Here is a 26,802-nt window from a genome sequence, read left to right as displayed (position 1 = left end):
TGCAAGGGGCTTAGCTGTTCCAAATACGGCGCGAGCGCTTTTCCCCGCCCCTCAGCCGATCCATACGACTAAGCCTTCACCACCACCCTCAATCAAGTGTTAAGCCACGCAAACTCGCCCCGAAACACAGCATCGATGAGCGGAATATATCATCGTTGACAGTTTGAAAGATTACTTTCATTCTCGGTGTAATGAGAATTTCGGAGGCCCCGTTGCAAACCTCAATCAGAGCTCAGCTAGGAGGTGTCTTTGAAGAAGGGACCAAAGCAGACCGCCTTTTGGCCCGCTACATGCTGGATTCTTGGGCAGGCTTGCCTTTTGAGACCGCCGCCAGCATCGCACGGTCGGTAAAGGTGAGCGAAGCCACCGTCGGGCGGTTCTGCCGTTCAATCGGCTATGATAGCTTTCGCGACCTGAAGGATCACCTCAAGCACGATATGGGCGATGACCCTTGGTTGATGTCTGAACGGCTTCAAGAAATGCGTAAGGGTGGCAATGTAGACAGTGCTCAGCTCAATCACGGCCTGCAGCTCGAGATCGCGGCACTCGTCGGCATCTATGAAATGGCCAGCAGCCCCGAATGGCAGCAAGAAGCAGAGCGATTGGCGCAGACTGCACATGTTTTCGTTGCCGGTTTTCAGACGGAACGTGGTCTTGCCCAGTATTTCGCCAACCAAATGCAATATGTCCGCGACGGCGTCACGTTGCTTGACCTCGCGGCTGGGAACTTCGCCGAGGTCTTGTTGACCGACCGCCCTGCCCATCTCGTGATTTTTGAGGCGCGGCGCTATTCAGTCTTGTCCAAAAGCCTCGCTGAAGAGGCCCGCGCGGCAGGGGTGACGGTTACACTTATTACAGATGTCTTTTGTGACTGGGGCCATGAGGCGGCGGGTCAGGTGTTCGCGGTGCCCACGCAGTTCAACCAATTCTGGGATTCGACAGCCCAGATGGCGAGCCTGTCCAACCTGCTGATCCACAGCGTTTTTCTACAGCTTGGTTCCGAGCTGGAGGGCAGGCTCAACCGGATTGCCCATCTCTATGGTCGCTTTACCGGCCATGTCGACCACCCTGCGCGACAGGGTGCCAAACGGAAAAATGACACAGAAAAACCCAACAGGAGTGAACACGATGACACCTAAACTCAAACTGGCCACGGCGCTTTCGACGCTGGCCGTTGCCGCCAGCTTTTCTACCGGCGCTTTTGCCGAGACATTGCGCTTGGGGACAGAAGGCGCCTACCCCCCGTTCAACTACATCGAAGCGGACGGCAAGATCGCCGGTTTCGATGTCGAGATCGGTCAGGAGCTTTGCAAGCGGATCGGCGAAGAATGCGAAGTCGTCGCACAGGATTGGGATGGAATCATTCCGGGGCTGCTGGCGAATAAATACGATTTCATCATTGCGTCGATGTTCATCACCGAAGAGCGCAAGAAACAGGTGGATTTCACCGATCCCTATTATCTGGCCGCGATGACAAATGTCGTGCCCAAGGGCTCTGACATCACCGAATTCACCAATGAAGCCCTCGCCGACAAAGTTATTGGCGCGCAGTCTGGCACAACGCAGGCCGACTATATCGAAGCGACCTACCCGGATGCGGATGTGCGGCTGTATCCAACGCAGGATGAGGTCAACCTCGACATGGCCAGTGGCCGGATCGACATGCAGGTCGGTGACATGCTGCCGATGCTGGACTGGACCAAAAAGACCGAAGACGGCACCTGCTGCGAGTTGGCTGGCGATCCGATCACCGATCCGGCCTTTGTCGGTGAAGGCGTGGGTATCGCGCTGCGTCAGGAAGACGACGAGTTGCGTGAAAAGCTTAACGCCGCTCTGGCCGAAATGCGCGCTGATGGCACCTACAAAACCATCAACGACAAGTATTTCGACATCGACGTTTACACGATGAAATGATGACAACGTCCCCCCAGTTGGTAATCCTGTATGTTTGAGTTGCTCTCTTACGGCGATGCCGGCTGGGGGGATGAAATCCTCGCGGGTTTGGCGATCACGATGCAGCTTGCCATTGTGACGCTGCCCATCGGTCTGCTGATCGGCTTTGTCGCGGCCTTTGCCTCCATGTCGCGCCATGCGGGGCTGCGGGCAATTGGCTTTGGCTACACCACGATCATGCGCGGCCTGCCCGAGATCCTAACGCTCTTTGTGGTCTACAATGGCGTCGGACTTTTGCTAAACAAACTGGCTGTCTGGTGGAATCCGGGCGGCACCAATATCGAGTTCAGCCCCTTTGCCGCCGGGGTCACGGCACTTGCCATGGTCTTTGGCGCCTTTGCGGGCGAGGTGCTGCGCGGCGCCTTCCAATCGCTCGACGAAGGGCAGATGGAAGCCGGCCGGGCGATCGGCATGTCTCCACGCAAAATCTTCTTTCGTATCCGCCTACCGCAGGTCTGGCGCTTTGCCCTGCCCGGCCTTGGGAACCTATGGATCAACATGCTGAAGGACACGGCACTGGTGTCAATCATCGCACTGGACGATCTGATGCGCATGACCAAGGTCGCCGTCGGCGTGACCAAACAGCCCTTCACCTTCTACCTGCTGGCCTGCCTGGTCTACTGGGCGCTCTGCGTCCTGTCGGAAGTGGTGCTGAACCATATGGAACGCCGCGCCAATCGCGGCATTCAGAGGGTCTGAGATGAACCCGTTTGACATCGTGGTAGAATATTGGCCACGCCTGCTTGATGGCACTTTGATGACCCTCAAGCTGACCTTTCTGGGCGCCTTCATTGCGGCCCTCTTCTCCCCCGGCCTTGCCCTGATCCGCGCCAATACGAGCCCTATCGCGCAGGCTCCCCTGCGGCTTTATATCTCCTTCATGCGCGGCACGCCGATCTTGGGGCAATTGTTCTTGATCTATTACGGGTCCGGCCAGTTCCGCCCATTCTTGCAGGACTGGGGGCTTTGGGGATTTTTCCGCGATCCGTTCAACTGTGCGCTCTTGGCCTTTGCGCTGAACTCGACAGCCTATCAGACAGAGATCCTGCGCGGCGGCATCATGGGCGTTGCACGCGGAGAGATTGAGGCCGCCAAGGCTATCGGCATGACCAGCCTGCAAATCCTGCGCCGGGTGACTTTCCCTCATGCATACCGCATTGCATGGCCGGCGCTTGGCAATGAAATCATCCTGCTCATGAAGGCCAGCGCACTGGCCAGCGTTGTCACCGTCTTCGACATCATGGGCCGCACGCGGCAGATCTTCTCGCGCACATTCGACTTCTCGATCTATCTCTGGGCCGCGCTGATCTACCTCTGCATCACCGCGATCTTTGTGCTGCTCTGGCGACAGGGTGAGACACGCCTCAGCCGCCACATCGGTCCGCGCAACACGGGCCGCTCCATTCTCTCTCCCCCGGAAGGACCAAAGCCATGAGCGAGGCCGACATTATCCTCAAAGCCGATGATATCTGCAAATCCTTCGGCGCTGTTGAGGTGCTCAAGGGCATCTCACTTGAGGCGCGGGAGGGCGATGTGATCTCGATCCTCGGCTCATCCGGCTCTGGCAAAAGCACCTTTCTCCGCTGTCTGAATTTCCTCGAGACCCCCACCTCTGGCACGGTTACCGTGCATGGCGAGGAAATCCAGGTGCGCGACGGCAAGCCGCTGAACGCCCGTCATATCGAAACGGTGCGCAGCCGTTTGGGAATGGTGTTTCAACAGTTCAACCTGTGGAGCCATCGCACCGCTTTGGAAAACGTGATGGAAGGTCCGGTGCAAGTGAAGGGCACGCCCAAGGCGATCGCCCGCACCGCTGCCGAGGCACTCTTGGAACGGGTTGGCCTGCAGGACCGGATGGACATGTACCCTTCCCAGCTTTCCGGTGGCCAGCAACAGCGCGTGGCCATTGCGCGGGCGCTGGCGATGGAGCCGGATGCGATCTTGTTCGATGAGCCGACCAGCGCGCTTGACCCCGAATTGGTGGGCGAGGTGCTAAAGGTCATGCAGTCGCTCGCCGCCGAGGGGCGCACCATGATCGTCGTCACCCATGAGATGGCATTCGCCCGTGATGTCTCCTCCGACGTGGTGTTCTTGCACGAGGGCCGCATTGCCGAACGCGGCACCCCTGAGCAGATGTTCACCAATCCGCAAACCGAAGTCTTTCAGCGTTTCATCGCCAACGTGAAGTAACGCCCTGCCCTTATTGATCCAGCGAGTTTCCATGTCCCAGCACAATACTAATCCCGCTTTTGCCGGCGGCGGCATCCTGATCGAAGCGGCCGAGCTGCATATTGTTAGCCTGCCGCTCATCACCCCTTTCGTGATTTCCAACCAGACATTGACGGATAAGACCTTTCCGTTGTTGGTCCTGAAAGGAGCGGGCATCGAGGGCATTGCCGAAGCGGTGATGGACGAAATTCCTGATTACCTCGAAGAAACGATCCCCGCCGCAATGGCTTTCCTACGCGATGTCTTGCTGCCACGGATCGTCGGAAAACGCTTCGCCTCGCCCTATGAGTTGGAGCCGATCCTCGCCCCGTGGCGCGGCAATCGGATGGCCAAAGCTGTGGTGGAGATGGCTTTTTGGGATCTCTGGGCAAAGAGCCTCGGCATTCCGCTCAAAGCGGCACTCGGCGGGGTGCGCGATGCGGTGGATGTGGGCGTGAGCATTGGCATCGGCAGCGTTGAGCTCACCCTCGAACGGATCGCTGAGGCGCAGGCAGCGGGCTATAAACGCACCAAATTGAAGATCGCCAAGGGTCATGACGTGGCCCTGCTCGACGCGGTGCGCGCGCGCTACCCCGACATCAAGCTGACGGTCGACGCCAATACCGATTACGGGCTCGAAGACCTAGCCTTGCTGCGGCGGTTTGACGAATTTGACCTCGACTATATCGAACAGCCGCTGGCCTTCGACGATATCCACGACCATGCGCAGGTGCAGGCGGCGCTGAAAACGGCGATCTGCCTTGATGAGAGCATCCGCAACGCTGGAGATGCCCGCAAGGCGCTTGAGATGCGGGCGGCGCGGGTCATCAATATCAAGGTTGGCCGCGTTGGCGGCTTTGCCGCTGCCCGTGCAATCCATGACGTCAGCGACGCCTTCGGTGTGCCGGTCTGGTGTGGCGGGATGCTGGAGGCCGGGATTGGCCGGGCGCATAATATCCACCTCGCCACCCTCGCCAATTTCACTAAGCCGGGGGATACCTCCAGCGCCAGCCGCTATTTCAAACGCGACATCGTGAATGAGCCGCTTGAGGCCGCCAACGGCGAAATGCCGGTGCCAAACAATGGCGCGGGGATCGGGGTAACCCTAGACCGGGACTACATGAAATCCGTCACCAGCCATAGTGAGATGATCCGCCCATGACTGCCGTGAATACCGAGGTTGAACTGCGTGAACTCGACGGCGTGGTGGAACTCAAACACGCTGAGGATTTCCAGCGCAGCGTTTGGGGCGCCGATGATCCAGCGGACAATTCCGATCTCATGCTTGCGATCCAGCACGAAGGCGGATTGGTCGCCGGTGCCTTTGTCGAAGGGCGGATGCTCGGGTTTCTCTTTGGGTTTCCGACCAAGGATCCGCAGGTGCAGCATTCCCACCGCCTCGCTGTCCACCCCGACAGCCGGGGGATGGGGCTGGGCGCACGACTGAAATGGTATCAACGCGACTGGTGTCTGGCGCGCGGGATTACTTCCGTCCGTTGGACCTTCGACCCTCTGCGCCGCATCAATGCTAATCTCAACATCGCGCGACTTGGTGCTACGGCCAAAGTCTACCTGCCAGATTACTACGGAAAAATGGAGGGCATTAATGCTGGTGTGGCCTCAGACCGTATCGTGGCGGAGTGGGCACTGGACAATAAGCGGGTGGCACACGGAGCTGAAGGCCCACGCTCGGAAATGAGAATGCATTGCTACCCACTGCACATCGCAATCCCAAAGGATCTGGATGCCTTGCTTGCGGTTGATCTTAACCGCGCGATTGCCGAAAGGCAGCGCGTTCGCGACGAGATGACCACCGCATTTGCCGCAGGCTACCGAGTTACCGGGTTCGATACAGTCAGCAGCACATATGGGCTTTCCAAGCCGTAAGCTTCCCCACAGAATTGCCAACCATTAACGCGCGGCGACTGCAGTCCACCGCATCGACCAGCTGACGCTGAAAGGCTGGTCGTTCAACTCATTTCAGAGTGTCTTCCAGCCCCACAAGATCGGCAGCAGTGTTGTCGAGTACATAGATCACGAGATCGGTCCATGCTTTGAGCCGTGAAACATCGCGCCGGACGGCGCCTGGTTAACACTATTGCCAATACGGTTTCACACCACGCTTTGCTGGCCAAACCAGGAAAGTGTTAAGCTGCCTTTCCCGTTCCCAGAAACACCTGTAGCGATTGGCCCACTGAGGTCCTTAATGCCCATTGCTGCGGATGACGGCTTTAACTCACGGATGGTGGCCTTCGCGCGCTTGCCGAACTCTATATAAAGCTTAACCGCGCCCAGTCGTTCTTCGTAGCTGCACATGGACTATCTCCGAGATAGTCCAACTTTTTGTCCGCACCCCCAATGGGTCAATCCCACACGAAAAGAGTTTTTCCTCTCAAATTACGCCGCGGGCGCGACCACTGCCTTTTGGGCCAGAAAGGCGCAGACCAGTAATTGCAGCATGTGGTAGATCATCAGCGGGAGTACGATGGCACCGACGGCCTCCGCGGCGAAAAGTGCCGTCGCGATGGGCAGGCCCGATGCGAGGCTCTTGGTCGATCCGCAATAAAACAGTGCTGCACGATCTCCAGCATCGAGACCGAAAAGCCGACCCGTCAAAACCATCAACAGCGGATGTCGGCTCTCCGCCCTGAGGACCCACAAAGCTTGAAACAGGTACGCAGCAAAAGGTTCGCATCCGCCTTTGCTCAGTATCCACATTGCCGTTCGATATCATTGGCATGACATGCTCATAAAAAACCGCAGAAGGCCCGCCTTGCGAAACAGTGACGTCACGAATGGCTTCCCGGCAATAGATCTGATCTACCTGCCAAGCCCAAAACCTCGGCCACCAGCGCCTAACATTGGTGCTGCCCGATCCAGCGCCAGTTTACTCCGCGAGAAACGCACCGGCGTGCGCAACCCATCGATACCCTCGGGGTCAATCCGCATGTCGCGGGCCACGATTTGTGGCTCGCTCAGAGCTTCGGCGACCGTATTGATCGGGTCTGCGGGTACCCCGCATTGCGTGAGACGCTCAATCAGCGACGCTTTGGTGAACTGTGCAGTCCGTTCCGCAATCAAGCCGCAGAGCGCCTCACGGTGCTGAACACGGGCCGGGTTTGTCGCGAATCTCTCATCATCTGCCGTACCGACTAAATCAAGCACTTCGCAGAGCCTACGAAATTGAGAGTCGTTGCCGCAGGCAATGATCAAATGACCCTCTTGGGTCGGGAACACCTGATAGGGTACGATGTTGGGGTGCGCGTTGCCGAGCCGCTTGGGGGCGGCGTCGCCCAAGAGGTAATTACTCGCCTGATTGGCCAGAACGCCAACCCCGCAATCCAGCAGCGACAGATCGACATGTTGCCCCTGTCCCGACCGCGCACGCTCGGCCAGCGCCGCCTGAATGCCGATCACGCCGTAAAGCCCGGTAAAGACATCAACCCATGCCACGCCGACTTTCTGGGGCGCACCATCTGGCTCGCCTGTCAGGTCCATGATCCCGCACATGCCTTGGATCAGGAAATCATAACCCGCCTCCTTAGCACGCGGTCCGTCCTGACCAAAGCCACTGACAGATGCATAGACCAGACCCGGGTTCTCAGCTGCCAATGACGCATAGTCCAAGCCGAATTTCACCAGCCCCCCGACTTTGAAATTCTCGATCACCACATCGGCCTCCGCGATCAGCGCTTTCAGTTCCGCCAGATCCGCGGGATTGGTGAAGTCGCAGGTCAGTGAGGTCTTGCCACGATTTGCCGACTGGAAATAAGCCGATACCGTTTCGGTGCTGCCATCGGGCCGGGTCCGTTCAATGAACGGCGGGCCCCAACGTCGGGTATCGTCGCCCTCCGGGGCTTCGACCTTGATCACCTCAGACCCGAGATCCGCGAGCGTTTGCCCGATCCAAGGCCCTGCGAGAATTCGCGCCAGTTCGACGACCTTGAGCCCGGCCAGAGGCGCTGACCCATACATCAGATGTTAGGCTCGGAATGAACGTGGGACAGGAATGGCATGATATTGGCCCTACTCATTTTAAGGTGGATTTCATTGCGGATCACTCTTTCGCGTGGCGCAGATCACAGGTTCTGCTCCACGATCCGCCATGCGTTTTCGGCTCGCACACGTGCCAGATGGCCCAGTTTCAGCGCCTTTTGCGACGCGGCATTGCCGTCAAGCCCGCGCTTGTAGACCCCCTGAATGATCGCGGCACTACGAAAGAAGGAAAACACCACAAAAAACAAATGGTTCGACACGGTGTCGCGCCCCGAATACCGGCAGTAGAGGTCAAGAAACTCCTGTTCGGTCGGTATGCCCAAGGCCTCGAAATCAAGCCCCTTGAACTGCCCGGTCGGCAGGTTGTCGGCGTGATAATTTGCGCAGACATACCCCAGATCGGCGAGCGGGTGGCCCAGCGTGCAAAGCTCCCAATCCAGCAGCGCAGCTACCTCGGGCGTGCCGTCGCGCACGATCGCATTTCCCGGGCGGAAGTCGCCATGCACGATCGCGGCCTCGTCGTCGGCAGGCAGATTGGCTGGCAGCCATTCCATCAGCTTGTCCATCGCCGTGATGGTCTCGGTTTCTGTCGCTTTGTATTGTTTGGTCCAGCGGGCGACCTGACGCGACAGATATCCTTCGGGGCGGCCGAAATCGCCCAATCCCACGGCCTCGGGCTTCACCGCATGCAAATCGGCCAAAGCCTTGATGAAGCTTTCGTAAAAGGCACGGCGCTCAGACGGGGTCAATCCCGGCAGGCTGGGGTCGTGAAAGACCCGACCTTCGACCATTTCCATCACGTAGAAATCAGTACCGATCACCGATGGATCAGTGCAGAGATGCAGCATCTTTGGCACCGGGACCGGCGTGTCGCGCAGGGCATGCATCACCCGGTATTCCCGATCCACCGCATGGGCGGAAGGCAGCAGCGTTCCCGGGGGCTTCTTGCGCAGGACGTATTTGCGCCCACCGGCGGACAGTTGATAGGTTGGATTGCTTTGGCCCGCATTGAACTGGCGCACCTGCAGGTCGCCGGAAAATCCTTCCAGATGATCGGACAGATAGGCCTTTAGCGCGGCCTCGTCAAAGCTGAGGGCTTCGCTGACAGTGATAAGGGGGGGGCCACCATTCTCGCTCATTTTGTGCTTCCTTTTGTGACATGTCCTGGTGCTGCGCTGTTCAAATCCGCAAAACTGCGACCTTCACGCGCCATGTCGCGCAGCAAGTGCGGCACTTGCCAAAACTGGGGGTCTTCGTTGGCATAAAGCTCGATCCGCCGGATCAGCTCTGCGGGGCCGATCAGGTCCGCCTGATGCATCGGCCCGCCGCGGTGGCGGGGAAAGCCGTAGCCAAAGGGCTCGACCGCATCGATATCCACGGGCCGTAGGGCGATGCCCTCTTCGAGCACGCGGACAGCTTCAGCGATCATGGCGGTGAGGCAGCGGGAAACGATCTCTTCGCTGGTGAAGCTGCGCTTGGGCAGGTTCAGAGCGCGGCGCTCCGCTGCAACAATCTCAAATGCTCCGGGGTTCCCACCCTGCTGCTTTCCACCCTCGTAGATGTAATAGCCCTGCCCGGTCTTTCGACCAAACCAACCCTGATCGCAAATCAGATCAGCAACGCGGGAATAACGCTCCTCCGCTGACCGCGTGGCAGCCTTTCGGTCTCGGGTCGCCTTGGCGATGTCGAGCCCGGCAAGGTCGGACACCGCAAAGGGCCCCATGGCAAAGCCGAAATCCTCCAACGCGCTGTCGATCTCTGTGAAACTTGCGCCGTCGAGCAGCAGGTAATCGGCCGCTCGGCGGTATTGGGTCAGAATGCGATTGCCGATGAAGCCGTCGCAGACTTCTGCGCGCACCGGCACCTTGCCGAGTTTGCGGGCCAAGGCGAAAGCCGAGGCGACACAAGCGGGGGCGGTCTCCTTCGCGACCACCACCTCGATCAGGCGCATGATATGGGCGGGCGAAAAGAAATGCAGACCGATCACATCTTGGGGCCGTTTGGTCGCGGCGGCGATTTCATTCACATCGAGATAGGAGGTATTGGTGGCAAGGATCGCGCCGGGTTTGCAGATCGCATCCAGCTTGGTGAAAAGTGCCGTCTTGGCTGTCATATCCTCAAAGATCGCCTCGATCACCAGATCGGCCCGGCCCGCGGCATCCAGATTGTCGGTACAGTCCAGCGCAGCGAGAGCGGTATCATGCGCCTGTTCGCTCAGCTTGCCGCGTTTCAACGCGCCAGCGAGATTGCCCTCAACCCCGGCACGCGCCTGCGCGACTCGTTCGCTTTGCGCTTCAATAAGGTCGACGTGGTAACCGCCGATGAGCAGGGACGTGGCAATGCCAACCCCCATCGTCCCGCCGCCGATCACGGCGATGTGGTCTATTTGCCGGGGCTGCGCGGTCTTCTCAGGGATATCGACGGTGGCGCGCTCGGCAAAGAACGCATGGACCAGCGCGGCACGTTCCTCTCCCGCCATCAATTCCATGAACAGCGCCCGTTCTCTGGCGAGCCCTTCGTCAATCGGCAGGGTGGCGGCGCAGACGGCCTCCAGTGCTGTGAGCGGTGCTTGCAAGGCAGGGCGCTTAGCCTTCAAGCGCGCTTTTGCGTCTTCCACTGCGGCAAGGTCTTCGGCCACATCGCGCGTATCTGTTCGGCGGGCGGCGAGCATTCCGGCCAGCACGTCGCGCGCTGCGGCAATGCCCGCCTCGCGTGGCGCGCCTTCGGCCAGTCGATCCAGAATGCCAAGGTCCAGCGCCTCACGCGCAGACACGTCGCGCCCGGAACAGATGATATCAATCGCCCCTGCCAGCCCGGTGAGCCTCGGCAGCCGCTGCGCGCCCCCGGCGCCGGGCAGCAGCCCCAGCTTCACTTCCGGTAGGCCGATGCGCAAATCCCCGGCGCCGACGCGCAGGTGGGTGGCCAGCGCCACCTCCAGCGCACCGCCAAATGCCACACCGTGCAGCGCAGCGATCACTGGCTTTTCGCTGTCATTCAACGCCGTGAGGATATGCGGCAGGGTTGGCGCGACATCTGCCTTGCCAAAATCCCTGATGTCAGCGCCTGCGGAGAAAAACCGCCCCTCGCCATAGAGCACGATGGCACGCACGGCAGAATCGCGCTGGAGGGTCTGGAACCCCTCGTAGATCGCCGTGCGCAGCGCCAGCCCGATGGCATTGACGGGCGGCTTGGCAAGCCGGATCAACCCGATCTCCCCTTCCGTCTCAATAACCACCAATCTGTTGACGTTGTCTTTCATGGCCTGTGCCCCTTCCCCGTTCATTTCAATCGTTCGATGATCACGGCGATGCCCTGACCAAAGCCGATGCACATCGACAGACAGCCATAGCGCCCACCGCTGGCCTCAAGCTGCCGAAGCCCGGTGAGCATGAGACGCGCGCCCGAGGCGCCGAGCGGATGGCCCACGGCAATGGCGCCGCCGTTTGGATTGAGCCGGCTGTCGTCTGGCGAGAGGTCGAGCGCCTTGCAGCAGGCGAGCACCTGCGACGCGAAAGCCTCGTTGATCTCGATCACATCCATTTGCTCGAGGGATAGCCCCGCTCGGCTCAGCGCCTTTGGAATGGCCAGCGCGGGGCCGATGCCCATCACCCGGGGAGCCACGCCCGATACGGCCCCGGCGAGGATGCGCCCGCGTGGCACGGGGCCAAGTCCGTTTCGGCCAATCAGCAGGGCCGCAGCGCCATCATTGATGCCCGAGGCATTGGCGGCGGTCACAACGCCTGCGGGGTCCAGCGGGCGCAGGCTGGCCATTTTTTCAACTGTGGTGTCTGGGCGCGGATGTTCGTCCTCGGCCACCGTGGTGACGGCGCCTTTGCGGCCTGAAATCTCAATCGGGATTACCTCGCCGTCGAAGAACCCACCTTTGCGAGCGGTTTCAAAACGCCGCTGGCTGCTGGCGGCAAAAGCGTCGCAGGCTGCGCGGGTCAGCCCGTAATCGGCGGCGAGGTTATCGGCCGTTTGCGGCATGCTGTCGCTGCCAAAGGCCGCTTGGAAGCGTGGGTTGGGAAAGGGTTTGCCCGCAGTCGCGTCGTGGATCTCGCCCTGACGCGACCACGCGGTTGCAGATTTTGCCATGACAAAGGGCGCGCGGGTCATGCTTTCCACACCGCCTGCGACAAACAGATCGCCCTCGCCTACGGTCACCGCCCGCGCCACATCCAGCGCGGCAGACAGGCTCGATCCACAGAGCCGATTGACCGTCTGCGCGCCGACCGTGTCCGGCAGACCGGCGAGCAGGGCTGAAAAACGCGCAAGGTTGCGGCTGTCTTCGCCGGACTGGCAGACGTTGCCCAGCGCCACATCCTCGACCATGTCGGCCTGTAGGGTGCTGCGCGACATCAGTGCCGTGATGACCTGCGCCATCAGGTCATCTGGCCTGATCGCCGCAAGCGCCCCGCCGTGCCGTCCGAAGGGGCTGCGGAGTCCGTCGTAGATATAGGCGTCCAGCATCGTCTGCTCCTTGGGTTCGCTTAGGCCAGCGTGAAACGGCCTGCTTCGGCCATCGCATCGATCGAAGGCATCACTTTGACTTCCAGATATTCCTCGAGCCCAAAGGCCCCGCCTTCGCGCCCGTTGCCGGAATGTTTGAAGCCCCCGAAAGGCGAGCCATAGGCCGCGCCCTGTCCGTTGATCGCCACGACCCCCGCGCGCAACTGGTTGGCCACGCGCTGCGCCCGTGCGGCGCTGCCGGTTTGGACATAGGCTGCAAGGCCGTAGTCGCTGTCATTGGCGATGCGGATGGCGTCTTCTTCGGTGTCGAAGGGGATGATCGAAAGCACGGGGCCAAAGATTTCCTCGCGGGCGATGCGCATGTCGTTGTTCACATCGGCAAAGATAGTCGGCTTGGCGAACCAGCCTTTGGCCAACCCTTCTGGCCGCCCCAGTCCGCCCGCCAAAAGCCGAGCGCCCTCGTCGATGCCCAGCTGAATCATCGTCTGCACCCGATTGAACTGCATCTCATCAAAAAGCGGGCCGATATGGCTGCCTTCCTTGGCCGGGTCATCGACCACCTGCGCCTCGGCGGTCTGGCGCGCCAGATCAACAACTTTGTCATAGCAGGCGCGTTCCACCAACATGCGTGTGGGTGCGTTGCAGCCCTGACCTGTGTTGAGAAAGCAGCGCGTGACCGACGCCGGAACAACCGTGTCCAAATCGGCATCGGCAAAGATCAGATTGGCGGATTTGCCCCCCAATTCCAGTGCCACGCGTTTCACGCTGTCGGAACTGTCGCGCGAGACCATGGCTCCGGCGCGGGTCGAGCCGGTAAATGACATCATCGCCACATCCGGGTGGCGCGACATCGCGCTGCCCACATCGGCGCCGTCCCCGAAAACGAGGTTGAACACCCCGGCAGGATAGCCCGCTTCATGCACACATTCGGCAAAGATTGCGGCCGACAGCGGCGTATGTTCGGACGGTTTGAGTACGCAGGTCGCCCCGACGGCAAGCGCGGGCATGACCTTTTGTGCGATCTGGTTGATCGGCCAGTTCCATGGCGTAATCAGACCGCAGACACCGATCGGTTCTTTGCGGATGATATCGCCATTTGGCAGCGTGTATTCTTCCTCATGCGCCTCAAGCGCTGCGATATAGGCGGCGGCGTGACGCGGTCCACATCCGGCCTGTGCGTTGCGCGCCAGTGTGATGGGTGCGCCCATCTCCTGACTGATCGCCCGGCCCATGTCGTATGTGCGGGCCTCCAGCGCTTTTTGCAGCGCGCGCAGATATCCCAGACGTTCGGCCTTGGAGCTCAGCGAAAAGCTGGCAAAGGCGCGTTTGGCGGCGGCGACGGCAAGGTCAACATCTGCGGCACTGCCCAGAGTGACGGTGCCGATCTGCGCCTCCGTCGCGGGGTTCATGATTGGGAAGGGCTTGCCGCCCTGCCCTGCGACCCATGCGCCGTCGATGTAATGTTTGTCGGCTGTGATCATGCCGTCCTGATCTCCGTTCACTTGGCTGCACCTTCCAAAAGACCGCGTTCTTCCAGTACCTTGCGGGCATGGCGGAAGCATTCCAGCGACTGGGGCACGCCGCAGTAGATGCCGATGATGTGGAGGATCGAACGGATCTCTTCTTTGGTGACGCCGTTGTTGATCGCGCCGTTACAATGGATCTCCCATTCATGCATCTTGCCCAAGGCCGCCAGCATGACGAGGTTGAGCATCGAGCGGGTTTTGAGGTCGATCGTGTCGTCCCCCCAACCAAAGCCCCAGCACCAGGCGGTCATCGCTTCCTGAAACGGCAGCGAAAAGTCATCGGCTGCCGCGAGGTTCTTCTCGACATACTCTGCGCCGACGACCTTCTTGCGTTGCTGAAGGCCCAGTTCGAAAAGTTTCTCGTCCATCTGTCTCTTCCTTTTGATTTACGCCTGCGGGGGATCAGGCGACCACGCCATCGGCGTAGAGGGTGTCAATCTGGTCGTTGCCGTAGCCCAGCTCCGTAAGGATCTGGCGCGTGTGCTGGCCGACTGTGGGGGATTGGGCGCGTTCATCGCCCGGAACGAAGGCCGGCAGGCCGGGGATATTCGGCACCGGCCATGGATCGTTGGCACCGGCCTGCTGCAGCCATGAAAAGACGCCTACAGCTTCGGCCTGTGGATGATGGACAAGCTCGCGGTAGGTCTGCACGACCTCGTTTTGCAATCCTGCCTTGCTCAGCAGGTCCGACAGTTCCGCCGTTTTCCAACTGGCGGTGAAGCGGCGCACGTAGTCGTAGAGGAAGTCGATATCCTCCAAGCGTCCGGCAATGGTGTGATACTTCTCGTTGGCCCAAAGATCGTCGAGCTTCAGCAGGTCGCAGAACACCTTGAACTCGCGATCGCGCACGATGTTGATCTGGATATGCCCGTCGCTGGTCTGAAAGGTGCCCGACGGCGCGGTGGAGGCGCGGCGCGGCCCGGTGCGATAGCCGCTCAGCAGACGCACGGCCTGAATGCTGGCGGCCGCTTCGAGCAGGCTCACTTCGATCTTGCGGCCCTCTGCCCCATCGCGTCGAGCATAAAGTGCCGCCGCCAGTGCCTGTTGCGCATAAAGCCCGGTGGACATGTCGAAATAGCTGACTGGTGTGTGGTGAGGCGTGCCGTCGGTGCCCGTGTTTTCAGCAACAAAACCGCTGAACGCCTGCAACATCGGGTCCATCGCGGGGCGGTCGCGCATGGGGCCACATTGGCCAAAGCCGGAAACGGAGACGTAGATCAGCCCCGGATTGAGCGCGCGCAGCCGTTCATAGCCATAGCCCAGCCGTTCGGCAACGCCCGGACGGTAGCCCTCGATAAAGACATCCGCCTGCGCAATTAGCTTGTCGACGATCTCACCGCTGGGTTCGCTCTTGAGGTTCATCGCCAGGGCCCGCTTGCCGGTGTTGGCAACGATGGAATAGGCCGTGTGATCGCCAAAAACGCCCCCGATCAGGCGGGCCCAATCGCCCCCCTGCGGTTCGATCTTGATCACGTCGGCACCCTGCTGGGCCATCAGCATGCCGCAATAGGGCCCTGCCAGTCCTTGGGAGAGGTCAACGACCTTCAGCCCTTCATATGGTCGTTCAAAGCTCATGACCGGTTCCTCTTTTCCAAAACCTCAAACACGCGGGTGAAGTCCGATTGCGGCGGCAGGCTGTCTTCGACAAGGTTCCAGACCTCGGCCACGCGTTCGCCCATCAGGTTGGAGGTGCCCGCCTCTTTCACAAACTCGTTGTAGAGGCGCACATCCTTGTTCAGCAGTTCCGCAAAGAAGCCTGCGTCATAGGTGCCGGGCAGGACGCGATTGGGGAACTTGTCCTCAATGGCCGTATTGTTACCGGTCGAGACCTTCACCACGTCGAGGATGGTTTTCATCTCGACCCCATGCGCCAAGCCAAACAACACCGCCTCGGAGGAGGCCGCCATGGCCGTGGCCGACAGGAAGTTGTTCAAAAGCTTCACCGCCTGCCCCTGTCCGGGCGTTTCACCGACATGGAACGTATTCTTGCTGAATAGATCGAGGATCGCCTGATGCCGCTCCATTTCGGTCTTAGGACCGGACCAGATGATGGTGATCGCAGCCTTGAGCGCGCCTTGCCGCCCGCCGCTGACCGGCGCATCGACATAAGTCATGCCCGCGCCTTCGATGGTGGCGGCGGCCTGTTTTGCGGCGGCGGGGCCGATGGTGGACATGTCGATGATGACCTTGCCCGCGACATTCGGCAGGGCAGCGATATCGTCGACGACAGCGTTCACGATCTTGCCGTCGGGCAATGACAGGAAGACCGTGTCGGCACCCGCAACCACTTCGGCAAGGCCGTTTGTGGCGGTACCGCCCTCGGGGGTGCGGTCCGGCACCCGGTCATAGCACAATACGGGGGTGTCGCCCTTGCAGATGAAGGCGCACATGGGTTCGCCCATTTGGCCCAACCCGATGAAACCGATGGTTTTAGGAGCGCTCATTTCAAACCCTTTCATTGGTGTAAGGCTTCAGTTCCAACCGGGCGATCTGGTTCTGGTGAACCTCATCCGGCCCGTCCGCCAAGCGGATCGCGCGGGCCCGTGCATAGGCGTAGGAGAGACCAAAATCGCTGGAGATACCGGCGGCACCGTGGACTTGGATGGCCCAGTCGATGACCTGTGCGGCCATGCGCGGGGCGACCACTTTGATCATACCGATGTCCTTGCGGGCCTCTTTGTTACCGACCTTGTCCATCCGGTCCGCGGCCTTGAGCGTCAGCAAACGCGCCTGATCGATCATAATGCGGGATTCCGCGATCCGCTCGCGCGTGACGCCTTGATCCGACAAAAGCTTGCCGAAGGGCCGCCGCTCAAGCGCACGTTTGCACATCTTCTCAAGGGCCACTTCGGCCTGCCCGATCATGCGCATGCAGTGATGGATGCGTCCGGGTCCAAGCCGCCCTTGAGCGATCTCAAAGCCGCGCCCTTCGCCCAGCAGGATGTTTTCCGCAGGCACGCGAACATTGTCGTAAATGATCTCACCATGCCCATGCGGCGCGTCAGAAAAGCCAAAGACTGGGATCATCCGCTTGATCGTCAGGCCCGGTGTGTCACGCGGCACGAGGATCATGCTCTGTTGGCGATAAGGTTCGGCCTCTGGGTCAGTTTTACCCATCACGATGAACAGTTTGCAGCGCGAGTCGCCCGAACCTGAGGTCCACCATTTGCGCCCGTTGATGACGTATTCATCGCCATCGCGGGTGATGGTCAGGCTGATGTTACGCGCATCCGAGGACGCGACATCGGGTTCTGTCATGGAAAAGCAGGAGCGGATTTCGCCCGCCAAAAGCGGCTCCATCCACTCTTTCTTCTGCGCCTCGGTGCCAAAACGTTCCAGCGTTTCCATATTCCCGGTATCGGGTGCGGAACAGTTGAACACTTCCGCCGACCAAGGTGCGCGCCCCATGATCTCGCAAAGCGGTGCATATTCGAGGTTGGTCAGTCCGCCACCCCGTCGGCTCTCGGGCAGAAAGAGGTTCCACAACCCGGCCTCGCGGGCCTTGGGTTTGAGCTCTTCGATGATCGGTACGCCGCCCCAGTTTTCCCAGTGCTCGATGCCGTGGCCCATTTCTTGGAGCTGCTGATTGTGAAGCTCCTGATTGGGGTAGATGTGCTCTTCCATGAAGGCGTTGAGCCTGTCGCAGAGGTCTTTCACCTTGGGGCTGTGATCGAAATCCATTGATATTACTCCTTTATTTTCCGGCCCGCGGCCGTTTTCAAGGTGCAAGAGGCCGCGGCCTAAAGTCGGCCGTTGCGCTACCTCCTGCAGCTTGGGTTCAGTTTTTGCTCAGAAACGCGGCCTTATGGCCCGACGATGGTTGTCCCCCCGTCCACGACGATGACCTCGCCGGTGATGAAGCGGGCCGATGGTCCGGCCAAGAAAGTCGCCACCCCGCCAATGTCTTCAGGAGCGCCAAGCCGCCGGACCGGGGTCCGCGCAATACGGTCGTCGCGCAGGCTGTCGTTCTCCCAAAGGGCGCGGGCGAAATCGGTCTTGATGAGCCCCGGCATGATGCAGTTGACGGTGATATTCTTCGGCCCCCACTCCACCGCGAGGGATCGCGTGACACCGACATCCGCTGTTTTCGAAATGCCGTATGCCCCCAGGGTGGCCGAGCCACGCAGACCGCCGATGGAGGAAACGATGATGAACGCCCCGCCACCCGCTTCGGCCATATGCGGCATGGCGGCGTTGGCGAACCAGATCGCACTGTGGACGTTGGAGGTCATTACTTTGTTGAACGCCTCGTCGGTCAGATCGGCGAGCGGTCCGTAGACCGGGTTGACCGCCGCGTTGGCGACGAAAATGTCCAGACGGCCCCAAGCTTCATGGGTCTTGGCCACCAAGGCTTCACATTCGTCGCGCCGCGAGATGTTGCAGGCCACGGCCATGGCCTCGCCCCCGGCATCGCGGATTTCCTGTGCCGCGGCTTCGCAGGCCTCGATCTTGCGGCTGGCGATGGCGACTTTGGCGCCCATCGCAGCGAGGTGGTGCGCGATGGACAGGCCAATCCCTTTGCTGCCGCCGGTCACGATGGCGACTTTGCCTTCAAGCGAGAATGGGTTCTTCATAGGGTTGTCTCCAGTCGGTTGGGTCATGCTGGCGTGTCCTTCATCCGCAGTTGCAGACGTTCGCCGGTGTAGGGGTTGGCTTCGGCCACGGCCTCATCGAGTTCGACACCCAATCCCGGCGCGGTCGGTGGGATGACATAACCGTCTTCCCAGCGGATCGGGGTCTTTAGGATCTCGGCCTGAAATCCGCCCCATTGCTCGATCCCCTCCATGATGAGAAAGTTCGGACTACAGGCAGAAACCTGAATATTCGCTGCACCGACCAGCGGGCCGCAGAACAGGTGCGGTGCGATCTGGGCGTGAAAGGCCTCGCCCATGGAAGCGATCTTCTTGGCCTCCAGAATGCCGCCGACACGGCCGAGGTTCATCTGCAAGATCGACGCAGCATTCTGGCGCAGCAGATCGGCAAATTCGTATTTGGTGGTCAGCCGCTCCCCTGTTGCCACGGGGATGCGGGTCCCGGCGGCGACGAGAGCCATGCCAGAGATGTTGTCAGGCGGTGTCGGCTCCTCGAACCAGAGGGGATCATGCGGCTCCAACTTGCGCGCGAGACGCAGCGCGCCCGAGGGGGACATCTCCCCATGTGTGCCAATCAGGATATCGCAGCTTGCACCCACTGCCTCACGGACACGGGCAGTGTAGCGGTCGGCAAAGTCGAGTGTCTCCATCGAAAGTTGGCGGGGATCAAAGGCGGTATAGGGCCGCGCCGGATCGAATTTCAGTGCCGTGAATCCTTGGGCGACATATTCCAGAGCCCGCTCTGCCGCAGCGTCCGGATCGTCATAGACCTTCTGGTTCGACGCGGCATCGGGGGCGGCATTAAGATAGGTATAGCTGCGCAGGCGTTCATGCACTTGCCCGCCGAGCAATTCATAGATCGGCTTGTCGAGCGCCTTGCCGATGATGTCCCACAGGGCCATCTCGATGCCGCTGAAGATGCCCATGACCGTCGGATCAGGACGCTGGGAAAAGCCGGCCGAATAGACCAGTCGGAAGTGCCGTTCGATCTTGAAAGGGTCCGTGCCCGCGAAATGGCGCTCGAACATGTCGTCGATCATCGCGGTCAGCGCCTTGGGGTGGAACGCCACGCCGTAGATTTCCCCGTAGCCCACTGTGCCGCAATCCGTGGTGACCTTAACGAAAACCCAATACGGACCGCCCCGGTGAATGGATTTATTGCCGACCACGAAGGTCTTGATATCCTTGATCTTCATCTTCTTGCTCGCTTCTTGGGTTCGATGTGGGTCATGTCAGGCGATGTCCTCGAGGATCATGTCCGCGGCTTTTTCGCCAATCATGATGCAGGCAGCATTGGTGTTGGCCGAAACCAGTGTCGGCATGATTGAGGCGTCCGCCACCCGCAGGCCGGTCAGCCCATGTACCCGAAGCCGCGGATCGACCACGGCGCCCGCGTCCACCCCCATGCGGCAGGTGGAACTGGGGTGAAAGATCGACGAGCCATTGGCGCGAACGTAGTCCAGCAGGGCGTCATCGCTGGTCACATCACGACCGGGCAACATTTCCTCGCTGATGTAATCGGCCAGCGCCGGTTGCGCCGCGACTTTGCGGACCAGTTTCATGCCGGCGACCATGGTGTCGCGGTCCGTGGTTGTATCGAGGTAATTCGGCTGGATCGTTGGTTTCGCCCGGTGATCCGGGCTTGTGATCCGCACATGACCACGGCTTTCCGGGCGCAGCTGGCACATGGTCACGGTGAAGCCTGAAAACGGGTCCAGTGTGCGGCCGCGTTTCTGCGCAGTGTAGCGCAGGAAGTGAAACTGCACATCCGGGGTGGCGCATTCCGGGCGGGTCTTGGCAAAGACGCCGACCTGCCCTGCGCTGAGCGACATCGGGCCGCTGCGGTCCTTTAGCCATTGGAGGGCCACCCCAACCTTGCGCGGCCAGCTGCGGACCTCGTCATTGACTGTGACAGGCTGCGCGCAGCGGTAGGTGCTGCGGCAGGTGTAGTGGTCTTGAAGGTTCTCACCGACCTCTGGCAGATCATGCACAATATCTACGCCAGCACTGCGCAGCATCTCGGCGTAACCGATGCCCGAAACCTGCAGGATCTGCGGCGAGTTGATCGCCCCCGCCGCCAGCAGCACTTCGCGCCCGGCGCGCAGGGTTTCGACCTTGCCGCCCTGTTCGACCTCGACCCCGACCACGCGGGTGCCTTCGAGGATGAGACGGCGTACCAGCGTGTCGGTCTGCACATGCAGATTGGGTCGCTTACGCGCGGGTTTCAGATAGGCCGTTGCCGCACTGCTGCGCCAGCCGTTGCGGGTGGTGACCTGAAAGTACCCCGCACCCTCCTGCTCACGACCATTGTAATCGGGGTTTGGTGGAATGCCCGCCTCATCCGCCGCGGCAATATAGGCGTCGCACAGCGGGTTCGCACTTGCCCGGCTGACACCAAGCGGCCCGTCGCGACCATGGAATTCCTCGTCGATGTCATTGATCGACGCACCCTCGGCCCGGCGGAAGTAGGGCAACACATCCGCGTAGCTCCAACCGGGATTGCCAAGCTGCCGCCAATGATCAAAATCCGCCGCCTGCCCCCGGGCATAGACCAGCCCGTTGATCGAACTGCAGCCGCCCAGCACCTTGCCCCGCGGCCAGTCAAAGCGCCGTCCGGCAGATTGCGGCACATCTTCGGTCTGGTACTGCCAGTTGATGCGCGTGTCATCCATCGTGCGGTAGTAGCCAATCGGAATGTGAATCCAGGGGTTCAAATCGCGCGGTCCGGCCTCAAGCAACAGCACGCGCAAGCCTGGCTTGGCCGACAAGCGATTGGCCAGCACGCAGCCGGTCGAGCCCGCACCGACGATGATGAAGTCATAGGCCGCGTCGCTCATATCTCGGCCACCTTATGTCCACCCGACAGGGTCTGTGGTGCGAATTCGGCCATGTCCGGGATCTCCCAGCCCTGCCCCGGTTGTGCGGCGATCAATGCCTTGGTGTATTCATGCTGCGGGTTGGTGAAGATGCGGCCAACGCCGCCCCGTTCCAACACTTCACCGTGCTTCATCACCAGCACTTCGTTGCAGATCTGCGCCGCGACCCGCAGATCATGGGTGATGAAGATGACGGTAAGGCCAAGCCGGTCGCGGATATCGTTGATCAGCTTGAGCACCTCGCGCTGGATCGACACATCCAGCGCCGACACCGCTTCATCCGCGATCAGCACCTTGGGATTGACAACAAGTGCGCGTGCGATGCACAGGCGCTGGCGCTGCCCGCCTGAGAACTGACTGGGATAGCGGTGAACGGAATATTTTGGCATCTGCACGATTTCGAGCAGTTCATAGACCCGCTTCCACGCTTCTTCGCGCGGCATTCCGAAATTGATCGCGCCTTGGATCAACTGGCTGCCGATGGTGCGGCGCGGATTAAGCGAGCCGTAGGGGTCCTGAAAGACGATTTGAATGTCCTTGCGGTGGCGGCGCAGCTCGGCAGCGGTCTTGCTGGCAAAGTCCACACCCGAGATGTTGATTGCCCCGCTGTCGGGATCAATGAGCCGCATCAGACAGCGCACCAGCGTGGTCTTGCCCGAACCGGATTCGCCCACAATGCCCAGTGTCTCGCCCCGGCGCACCTGAAAGGAAATATCGTTCACGGCGGCGACGGTTCGGCTTTTCTTGAACATGCCGCCCGAGGTGTGAAAGGTCTTCATCAGCCCCTGCACGTCAACGACAATAGGGTTTTCCGAGATCGTCATCTCCCGGTCTTCGGCACGGCGCGGCACCGCGTCGATCAACGCACGGGTGTAGGGATGTTGCGGATTGTTGAGCACCTCGTCGGCGGTGCCCTGCTCTACGATCTGGCCGTGGCGCATGACAACCACACGGTCGGCGATCTCGGCTACCACACCGAAGTCATGGGTGATGAACATGATGCCGGCGTCGTGTTTGGCGTTGAGCTGTTTCAGCAGATGCAAGATTTGCTTTTGGGTCGTGACATCCAGCGCGGTGGTCGGCTCGTCCGCGATCAGGAGTTTGGGGTCCAGCGCCAGCGCCATGGCGATCATGATCCGCTGCCGCTGACCGCCTGAGAGTTGATGCGGGTACGAGTTGAACAGCCGCTCGGGATCCGGAAGCCGCACCTCATCCAGCAGCTTCAACGTGCGCTCACGCCGCTCTGCCGCATCAAAGGACCGGTGGACGCGCAAGACCTCTTCGATCTGGTTGCCGACGGTATAGGCCGGGTTGAGGGCAGTCATCGGCTCCTGAAAAATCATCGCAATACGGTCACCGCGAAGCTTGTTATGCTCGCTTTCGCTGAGTTTCAGGACATCGCGCCCGTCAAAGTCGATCTCCCCCCCGGTCACCTTCAGGCTGGAAGCCAAGAGCCCCATCGTCGCCAGCGACGTGATCGACTTGCCGGAGCCGGATTCACCCACAACACAGAGGATTTCCTTGGGCCGGACGTCAAAGGTCAGGTTGTCGACCGCGTTGGCGCGTTCCAATTGAACCGGCAGCGCCACCGTGAGGTTGCGGATCGAAAGAATTGGCTTGGTCGAATTGGTCATTTGCTCACCGATCTTGCCAGAGTGTTTCATCAGATTGCCCATCAGCTGCGGTCCTCCGGGGCGGTCACGTCGCGCAGCCCGTCACCGAGCAGATTGATTGCCAGCACCAACATAAACAGCGCGGTCCCCGGCACGGCGATCAGCCAACCGTCAAAGAACATCAGCCCCTTGGCGTCCGAGATCATCAGCCCCCAACTTGGTGTGGGCGGCTGCACCCCCAACCCGAGGAAGGACAGCGCCGCTTCGAGCAGGATGGCGTGGGCCATCTCAAGGGTGGCGATCACGATGATATGGTTCGAAATATTGGGCAGGACATCACTGAAAAGGATACGCGGTGTGGAACTTCCCAAAGCCTGCGCGGAGGCCACAAAATCCAGCCCCCGCACCTGCTGGGTCGCACTGCGCACCACCACCGCGAAACGGTCCCAGATCAGAAGGCCGATCACCCAGATCACCACCGTCAGCGAAGACCCGACAATGCTGATGACCGCCAGCGCCACCAGAACCACCGGCATCGAGAGGCGCGTGGTGATGATGAAGTTGATCACCATATCCACCCGGCCGCCGAAATAACCGGCACAGACGCCCAGGATGGTGCCGATCACACCCGAGATCAGCATGGCGGAGAAACCGATCATCAGCGAGATCCGCGCGCCATACATCAGGCGGGAAAGGTAGTCGCGGCCCAGATGGTCGGTGCCAAGGATATGGTCCCAAGTTGTTTTTGGGCTGTCAAACCAGACTGGCGGGATCAGCTTGCGCGACAGCATCTGCGCATAGGGATCATGCGGTGCAATCAACGGTGCCAGAAGGGCTACCAGAACGATCACAGCGATGACAAAGCCACCGAGCATCAATCCGCGATGGGTCTTCGCGTGTTGGAACATCATCTGCCGGGGGGAGCGAACGAGCGCCTCGCTGGGCATGGTGGGGGCGTTGTTTTGCAGCGTGCTCATATCATCCGATCCTAATCCGCGGGTCCAGCCAAGCGTTCAGAACGTCGGCGAGGAAGGTGAGTGCGATGTAAAAAAAGCTGAGAACCAGCACGATGGCCTGCATCATCGGCAGGTCGGCCCGCTGGATCGACTCCCAGGCCAAGAAGCCAAGGCCATTGATCGCGAAGATCGTCTCGATCACGATGGACCCGCCCAGCATGAAGCCGAATTGCACGGCCGCCAGTGATACCACCGGGATGATTGCGTTGCGCAACGCATGTTTGAACATCAGCGAGAAGCGACTGACACCCTTGGCGCGGGCAGTTCGAATGTAGTCGGAACGCAGGACTTCCAGCATCCCGGCGCGGGTCAGGCGCATGACGCCCGGTGTGATGTAGTAGCCAAGTGCGATGGATGGCATGACGAAATGCAGCCAGGTATCGCTGCCAGAGACCGGCAGGATGCGCCAATTGATGGCGAACCACAGCATCATCGTCAGCGCAAACCAGAAGCTGGGCATCGCCTGTCCCACCACGGCCACGGTCAGGGCAAAACGGTCTAACAAGCTGTTGGGTCGGATCGCCGCCAACACCCCCAAGGGGATCGAGAGGACCAGTGCAAAGACAAGTGCGCTCAGTCCAAGTGTCATGGTGGTGGGCAGGCGTTGGAAGATCTCATCTGCAACCGGCTGGTTGAGGTAGTGCGACTGGCCCAAGTCCCCCTGCAGCGCCCCGGTCAGCCAGTTGAAGTACTGGACGGGGATGGGTTTGTCGTAGCCATAGGCCTCGCGAATGGTCTGTAGGTCCTCTTGGGTGGCGCTTTCGCCTGCAAGGGCAATGGCCGGATCCCCCGAAAGGAAATTGAGCGAAAAGGTGAGCGACGACACGGTCAAAGCGACGAGTAGAGCCGTCGATATTCGCCTGAGAAGGAATGCAAGCACCGGTCAACCTCGATTGTTAATGGTGTGGATATTGGGTTTGCCCCGTCTGCGGGTACCCAGGTTTTGGGTACCCGCGGGTTTGGGGGTGCCTTAAAGGGTGGAAGCCCATACGGCTCCGCCCTCAAGCGGCGTGTTACTTCCAGCTTGCCTCATAGAGACGGGGGATCTCATCCGCGGTGGGCGTGAAGTCGAGATCATTGGAGAACACGTAGTATTTGGCGTAGGTGAACATCGGCAGCCAATAGACTTCTTCGGCGATGATATTCAGCGCCTCTTGATAAGCCTCTTTGCGGACTTCGGGATCGACCGAGGTATCACCGCGCGCCAGCGCTTCGGCAGTGCGCGGATCCTTGGCCGGATCATCGCTGCTGCCCGAGAAGAAATGGCTGGTAATCGCCGCGACATCGGGGATCGAACTCGAACCCCAGGTCATGTGGTTCACCGGGGTCTCGCCGTTCTGAACTTTTTCGAGCAGCGAGCTGTACTGCAGCCAGTTCAGATTGGCCTGAATGCCAACCGCCGCGAGGTCGCCGATCACCGCTTCGGTGAACTCACGCTCCCGGTAACCATAAAGGTCGAATTTGAAACCGTCCGGATATCCCGCCTCGGCCAACAGCTCTTTGGCCTTTTCCGGGTTATAGTCATAGTGCGGCACATCCTGAGAACAGGCAAACTGCTCAGGGTGGCAGGCGGAATGGATGGCGACAGAGGCCGGGCCGACCAGCTCTTTTGCAATGGCGTCGCGGTTGATAGCATGGGCAAAAGCGGCGCGGACCTTTTGATCTGTAAAGTAGTCTTGACCAGAACTGCCATCGACATCAAAGGCCAGATAAGAAATCCGCAGCGTCTTTTCGTTGACCACCTGCACCTGTCCGCTTTCCTCAAGGCGCAGAGCCTGCTCTTTCGGCACGTCCCATGCCCAATCGAGCCCGCCTGTCATCAATTCGGCCAATTGGGTGTTCGACTCGCCAATTGTCCGGAAGTTGATGTTGCCAATTTGAGGAGTGCCTTTCGGCCCGTCGGCAAAATACTGGTCATTCTTCGCCCAGTTGACGTATTTACCCGTTCTCACATCACTGACCGTGTAGGGGCCCGTCCCGATTGGCGTCACCTTCGACAGGTCCCGAGTGCCATCTGCATTGATTGTTGAATTTTCGTAGTAGCCCTCTGGCATGATCGAGATTTCATTCGCCAGATAGGCGAAGGCGTTCGGGAAAGGCTGAACCAATTCCAGACGAACTTTGTACTGATCGATCTTGGTCGCGCCCTTCATCCAGTTGACAACAGACTGTGCTGGAACGCCATTGGCTTCGTCCGCCAAAAAATTGATCGTATAGACAACGTCATCCGCATCAAAGGTAGTGCCATCGTGGAAGACGACGCCCTCACGCAGATCGAACTCGACCTCAGTGTTGCTTTTCCACTCCCACGAGGTGGCCAACAGCGGGTCAAACTCACCGGTTTCATTGTTGAAAAGGACAAGGCCGTCCCACCCCATATGCCCCATGATGACGAGTTCACGGGTCACGCTGAAATAGGGGTCGACAACGGCGACTTCCTTGTCGGTGGCCCAATTCAATGTGTCATCCGCCTTACCGGCCATCGCCGGCATGGCAGTGCTGGCCAAAAGGCTCGCAGAAAGCGCAAGGTACATCGGTCTCATCAGCGGTCT

Annotated in this window: 24 protein-coding genes and 1 pseudogene; 7 read left to right on the top strand and 18 right to left on the bottom strand. The window is 60.1% G+C overall.

Annotation, left to right across the window (positions count from 1 at the left end; translation table 11 throughout):
- Positions 1 to 191: 191 nt before the first annotated feature.
- From T8A63_RS01430 to T8A63_RS01400, 7 genes are read left to right on the top strand one after another with little or no spacing between them, the layout of a single operon-like run.
- Positions 192 to 1,139 (top strand): MurR/RpiR family transcriptional regulator, encoded by a 948-nt coding sequence (locus T8A63_RS01430; RefSeq protein ID WP_416153226.1) that lies wholly within the window; start codon positions 192 to 194, stop codon positions 1,137 to 1,139.
- Complete coding sequence (locus tag T8A63_RS01425; RefSeq protein WP_300056959.1) at positions 1,129 to 1,914, top strand: ABC transporter substrate-binding protein; 786 nt, start codon at positions 1,129 to 1,131, stop codon at positions 1,912 to 1,914. Before T8A63_RS01430 ends, T8A63_RS01425 begins: the two co-directional genes overlap by 11 nt.
- 30 nt (positions 1,915 to 1,944) lie before the next feature.
- The gene (locus tag T8A63_RS01420; RefSeq protein WP_322344779.1) at positions 1,945 to 2,652 is read left to right on the top strand and encodes an ABC transporter permease; all 708 of its coding nucleotides are present in this window, start codon (positions 1,945 to 1,947) and stop codon (positions 2,650 to 2,652) included.
- A gap of 1 nt (position 2,653) precedes the next feature.
- Positions 2,654 to 3,388: an ABC transporter permease gene (locus T8A63_RS01415; protein WP_322344778.1), complete on the top strand. Its 735-nt coding sequence runs from the start codon at positions 2,654 to 2,656 to the stop codon at positions 3,386 to 3,388.
- On the top strand, positions 3,385 to 4,143 hold the full coding sequence (locus T8A63_RS01410) for an ABC transporter ATP-binding protein (protein ID WP_322344777.1): 759 nt from the start codon (positions 3,385 to 3,387) through the stop codon (positions 4,141 to 4,143). The genes T8A63_RS01415 and T8A63_RS01410 overlap by 4 nt, the downstream gene beginning before the upstream one ends.
- 31 nt (positions 4,144 to 4,174) lie before the next feature.
- Positions 4,175 to 5,323 carry an o-succinylbenzoate synthase gene (gene menC, locus T8A63_RS01405; RefSeq protein ID WP_322344776.1) on the top strand — a complete coding sequence of 383 codons (1,149 nt, stop codon included), beginning with the start codon at positions 4,175 to 4,177 and terminating at the stop codon, positions 5,321 to 5,323.
- Complete coding sequence (locus tag T8A63_RS01400) at positions 5,320 to 6,048, top strand: GNAT family N-acetyltransferase (protein WP_322344775.1); 729 nt, start codon at positions 5,320 to 5,322, stop codon at positions 6,046 to 6,048. The genes menC and T8A63_RS01400 overlap by 4 nt, the downstream gene beginning before the upstream one ends.
- 225 nt (positions 6,049 to 6,273) lie before the next feature.
- Here the strand turns inward: T8A63_RS01400 and T8A63_RS01395 are convergent, their stop codons facing one another.
- The 18 genes and pseudogenes from T8A63_RS01395 to T8A63_RS01310 all read right to left on the bottom strand — a co-directional run bounded on the left by T8A63_RS01395 (position 6,274) and on the right by T8A63_RS01310 (position 26,793).
- Complete coding sequence (locus T8A63_RS01395) at positions 6,274 to 6,477, bottom strand: hypothetical protein (RefSeq protein ID WP_067624176.1); 204 nt, start codon at positions 6,475 to 6,477, stop codon at positions 6,274 to 6,276.
- A gap of 81 nt (positions 6,478 to 6,558) precedes the next feature.
- A pseudogene (locus tag T8A63_RS01390) lies at positions 6,559 to 6,783 on the bottom strand (bile acid:sodium symporter); the annotation flags it as partial.
- Positions 6,784 to 6,981: 198 nt separating this feature from the next.
- Positions 6,982 to 8,136, bottom strand: coding sequence for a CaiB/BaiF CoA-transferase family protein (locus tag T8A63_RS01385; protein WP_322344774.1), 1,155 nt, complete (start codon positions 8,134 to 8,136; stop codon positions 6,982 to 6,984).
- Positions 8,137 to 8,240: 104 nt separating this feature from the next.
- Positions 8,241 to 9,296 carry a phosphotransferase family protein gene (locus tag T8A63_RS01380; RefSeq protein ID WP_067627547.1) on the bottom strand — a complete coding sequence of 352 codons (1,056 nt, stop codon included), beginning with the start codon at positions 9,294 to 9,296 and terminating at the stop codon, positions 8,241 to 8,243.
- A complete protein-coding gene (locus T8A63_RS01375) occupies positions 9,293 to 11,416 on the bottom strand; it encodes a 3-hydroxyacyl-CoA dehydrogenase NAD-binding domain-containing protein (RefSeq protein WP_322344773.1) in 2,124 nt (707 codons plus the stop codon). Before T8A63_RS01375 ends, T8A63_RS01380 begins: the two co-directional genes overlap by 4 nt.
- A 20-nt stretch (positions 11,417 to 11,436) precedes the next feature.
- Positions 11,437 to 12,627 (bottom strand): acetyl-CoA C-acyltransferase, encoded by a 1,191-nt coding sequence (locus T8A63_RS01370; RefSeq protein WP_067942411.1) that lies wholly within the window; start codon positions 12,625 to 12,627, stop codon positions 11,437 to 11,439.
- 20 nt (positions 12,628 to 12,647) lie between these two features.
- On the bottom strand, positions 12,648 to 14,108 hold the full coding sequence (locus T8A63_RS01365) for an aldehyde dehydrogenase family protein (RefSeq protein ID WP_322345642.1): 1,461 nt from the start codon (positions 14,106 to 14,108) through the stop codon (positions 12,648 to 12,650).
- A gap of 17 nt (positions 14,109 to 14,125) precedes the next feature.
- Positions 14,126 to 14,521 carry a carboxymuconolactone decarboxylase family protein gene (locus T8A63_RS01360; RefSeq protein WP_322344772.1) on the bottom strand — a complete coding sequence of 132 codons (396 nt, stop codon included), beginning with the start codon at positions 14,519 to 14,521 and terminating at the stop codon, positions 14,126 to 14,128.
- Between the two features lie 34 nt (positions 14,522 to 14,555).
- Positions 14,556 to 15,728: a CaiB/BaiF CoA transferase family protein gene (locus tag T8A63_RS01355; RefSeq protein WP_067627554.1), complete on the bottom strand. Its 1,173-nt coding sequence runs from the start codon at positions 15,726 to 15,728 to the stop codon at positions 14,556 to 14,558.
- Positions 15,725 to 16,597, bottom strand: a complete 873-nt coding sequence (locus T8A63_RS01350; RefSeq protein ID WP_067627555.1) for an NAD(P)-dependent oxidoreductase — start codon at positions 16,595 to 16,597, stop codon at positions 15,725 to 15,727. Before T8A63_RS01350 ends, T8A63_RS01355 begins: the two co-directional genes overlap by 4 nt.
- 1 nt (position 16,598) lies before the next feature.
- On the bottom strand, positions 16,599 to 17,834 hold the full coding sequence (locus T8A63_RS01345; protein WP_067627561.1) for an acyl-CoA dehydrogenase family protein: 1,236 nt from the start codon (positions 17,832 to 17,834) through the stop codon (positions 16,599 to 16,601).
- Positions 17,835 to 17,956: 122 nt separating this feature from the next.
- Positions 17,957 to 18,754 (bottom strand): SDR family NAD(P)-dependent oxidoreductase, encoded by a 798-nt coding sequence (locus T8A63_RS01340; RefSeq protein ID WP_201722093.1) that lies wholly within the window; start codon positions 18,752 to 18,754, stop codon positions 17,957 to 17,959.
- Entirely contained in the window at positions 18,751 to 19,941 is a 1,191-nt protein-coding gene (locus T8A63_RS01335) for a mandelate racemase/muconate lactonizing enzyme family protein (RefSeq protein WP_067627562.1), read from the bottom strand. Before T8A63_RS01335 ends, T8A63_RS01340 begins: the two co-directional genes overlap by 4 nt.
- A 36-nt stretch (positions 19,942 to 19,977) precedes the next feature.
- The gene (locus tag T8A63_RS01330) at positions 19,978 to 21,582 is read right to left on the bottom strand and encodes a choline dehydrogenase (RefSeq protein WP_322344771.1); all 1,605 of its coding nucleotides are present in this window, start codon (positions 21,580 to 21,582) and stop codon (positions 19,978 to 19,980) included.
- The gene (locus T8A63_RS01325) at positions 21,579 to 23,297 is read right to left on the bottom strand and encodes an ABC transporter ATP-binding protein (RefSeq protein WP_416153225.1); all 1,719 of its coding nucleotides are present in this window, start codon (positions 23,295 to 23,297) and stop codon (positions 21,579 to 21,581) included. The genes T8A63_RS01330 and T8A63_RS01325 overlap by 4 nt, the downstream gene beginning before the upstream one ends.
- Positions 23,297 to 24,211 carry an ABC transporter permease gene (locus T8A63_RS01320; RefSeq protein ID WP_082849588.1) on the bottom strand — a complete coding sequence of 305 codons (915 nt, stop codon included), beginning with the start codon at positions 24,209 to 24,211 and terminating at the stop codon, positions 23,297 to 23,299. Before T8A63_RS01320 ends, T8A63_RS01325 begins: the two co-directional genes overlap by 1 nt.
- A gap of 1 nt (position 24,212) precedes the next feature.
- On the bottom strand, positions 24,213 to 25,130 hold the full coding sequence (locus T8A63_RS01315) for an ABC transporter permease (RefSeq protein WP_067627566.1): 918 nt from the start codon (positions 25,128 to 25,130) through the stop codon (positions 24,213 to 24,215).
- A gap of 133 nt (positions 25,131 to 25,263) precedes the next feature.
- Positions 25,264 to 26,793, bottom strand: coding sequence for an ABC transporter substrate-binding protein (locus tag T8A63_RS01310; protein WP_322344770.1), 1,530 nt, complete (start codon positions 26,791 to 26,793; stop codon positions 25,264 to 25,266).
- Positions 26,794 to 26,802 lie beyond the last annotated feature (9 nt).

The organism is Sulfitobacter sp. OXR-159 (genome assembly GCF_034377145.1).
Lineage (GTDB): Bacteria > Pseudomonadota > Alphaproteobacteria > Rhodobacterales > Rhodobacteraceae > Sulfitobacter.
This window is presented reverse-complemented; position numbering and strand designations above follow the sequence as displayed.